The 1936-nt window shown below is 67.8% G+C and carries 3 protein-coding genes and 1 pseudogene; 2 read left to right on the forward strand and 2 right to left on the reverse strand.

Features of this window, described 5'->3' with window-relative positions:
• On the reverse strand, window positions 1–662 hold a 662-nt coding region (locus VGB60_RS02685), incomplete at its 3' end, for a lyase family protein (RefSeq protein WP_331036739.1).
• An 83-nt stretch (window positions 663–745) separates the two neighbouring features.
• On the opposite strand from VGB60_RS02685, the gene VGB60_RS02690 reads away from it, so the two are divergent.
• Together VGB60_RS02690 and VGB60_RS02695 are read left to right on the forward strand one after the other, a co-directional pair.
• A complete protein-coding gene (locus VGB60_RS02690; protein ID WP_331036740.1) occupies window positions 746–1354 on the forward strand; it encodes a peptidylprolyl isomerase in 609 nt (202 codons plus the stop codon).
• Complete coding sequence (locus tag VGB60_RS02695; protein WP_331036741.1) at window positions 1351–1716, forward strand: RusA family crossover junction endodeoxyribonuclease; 366 nt, start codon at window positions 1351–1353, stop codon at window positions 1714–1716. Before VGB60_RS02690 ends, VGB60_RS02695 begins: the two co-directional genes overlap by 4 nt.
• Here the strand turns inward: VGB60_RS02695 and VGB60_RS02700 are convergent.
• A pseudogene (locus tag VGB60_RS02700) lies at window positions 1676–1936 on the reverse strand (peptidase C13); the annotation flags it as partial. The gene VGB60_RS02695 and the pseudogene VGB60_RS02700 sit on opposite strands and share 41 nt — an antisense overlap.

The following is a 1936-nucleotide window of genomic DNA, read 5'->3' on the forward strand; positions in this document are numbered from 1 at the left end:
TTCGGCAGGGTCTGCTCGATCCGCTCGATGCCGTTGGCCACCTGCTGGGCGTAACCGCCGAATTCCTGCCCGAGCGTCAGCGGCGTGGCGTCCTGCGTATGCGTGCGGCCGATCTTGTTGTGGTGGGCCCAGGCCTCGGACTTCGCCTTCAGGGCGCAGTGCAGATGGTTCAGCGCCGGCAGCAGATCGTTCACCACCTGCTCGGCGCAGGCGACGTGCAAGGCCGTCGGATAGGTGTCGTTCGACGACTGACTCATGTTGACGTGGTCGTTGGGGTGGACCGGCGTTTTCGAGCCCATCTCGCCGCCCAGCATTTCGATGGCCCGGTTCGAGATCACCTCGTTGGCGTTCATGTTCGACTGGGTTCCCGAGCCGGTCTGCCAGACTACCAGCGGGAAGTGATCGTTAAGCTTGCCCTCGATGACCTCGTTCGCCGCCGCGACGATGGTCTGGCCCAGCGTCGGGTCCAGCTTGCCCAGCGCCATGTTGGTCTCGGCCGCCGCCCGCTTGACGATGCCCAGGGCGCGGACGATCGGCAGCGGCTGCTTCTCCCAACCGATCTTGAAATTGCCCAGCGACCGCTGCGCCTGCGCGCCCCAATAGCGATCCGAGGAGACCTCGATAGGGCCGAAGGTGTCGGTTTCGGTGCGGGACTGGCTCATGGCGGCGGGCTCATCGGGCGTGGCGGGAGGATGCGCGGCGGTGTAGCACGGAGGGGCGAGGGGACAAGGCGGAGGAACTGGCGATGCGGAGCATGATGGCAGCGGCGGCGCTCGCCCTCTCGTTCGCCGGCGTCGCCGCGAACGCCGCGGACAAGCCGCGCGTGGTGGTCGAGACCGACGCCGGCCGAATGGTTCTCGAACTGGAGCTGGAGCGCGCGCCGGTCACTGTCTGCAACTTCCTCAGCTACGTCGCCGACGGCGACTACGACGGCGGTTCGTTCTTCCGCACCGTGGTCCGCGCCACCAACGCCAGCCCGAACCCGATCGACGTCATCCAGGCGGCGACCCCGCGGGGCTCGGACGACGATCTGCGCCCGCCGATCCCGCTGGAGCGCACGCGCGACACCGGCCTCGGCCACACGGCAGGCGCTGTCTCGATGGCGCGCAATGGCCCCGACACCGCGACTTCGAGCTTCTTCATCGTCACGCATGACACGCCCAGCCTCGACTTCCGCGGAGGCCGCAATCCCGACGGCCAGGGCTTCGCCGCCTTCGGCCGCGTGATCGAGGGTCTGGACGTCGCGCGCCGCATCCAGTTGTCTCCGGCCAATGTGGAAGAGCAGCTGACGCCTCCGACCGCGATCCGCTCGGCCCGCCTGCTGGCCGAGGTTCCGCCCGAGTGCCGACCTTGACCGCAGGCTGGATCGGTGTCGGCAAGGTTCGGGCCCGCGAGAGCGGCGACGTCGTCGAGATCACCATCGACGGCCTGACCACCCAGGCCAAATACTACAAGCCGCTGGTCTACGAGTTCATGCGCAAGGAGTGGAGTTCGCGTCCGAGCTACGGCGACTATGTCGTTGAAATCCTGATGGAGCACGTCGGCGATCCCCCTTGGCTTGACCTCGACAATCTGGCCAAGGCGCTGCTGGACGCGATCAAGGGTTACCTGTTCCACGACGACGCCCAGGTGGCGCGGCTGCTGGTCGAACGGTCGGAGGGCGAGCGCGAGCGGATTACGATCCGCGTGTTTCCGCGGCGCTCTCACGCCTCGTGAACCTCAGCGTCGGCAGGCGAAGCTGCATCTCTGAGCCGACGAACAGCTGGGGCTCCGAGGGCGCGTCGACCCCAAACTCCTGTTCCTTGCTGGCGACGCAGGCCCGCGCCCCTGCGGCGAGAGCGAGGAAATCCGCGGCCGTCGGCAGGGTCTCAAGCACGCATCCGTCGAACCACGGATAGCGCTCGCCCGCCCCGCAGCCGAACGAGGAGCGCGTGCG

It is taken from the genome of Brevundimonas sp., assembly GCF_036399195.1.
In the GTDB taxonomy this organism is placed as follows: domain Bacteria; phylum Pseudomonadota; class Alphaproteobacteria; order Caulobacterales; family Caulobacteraceae; genus Brevundimonas.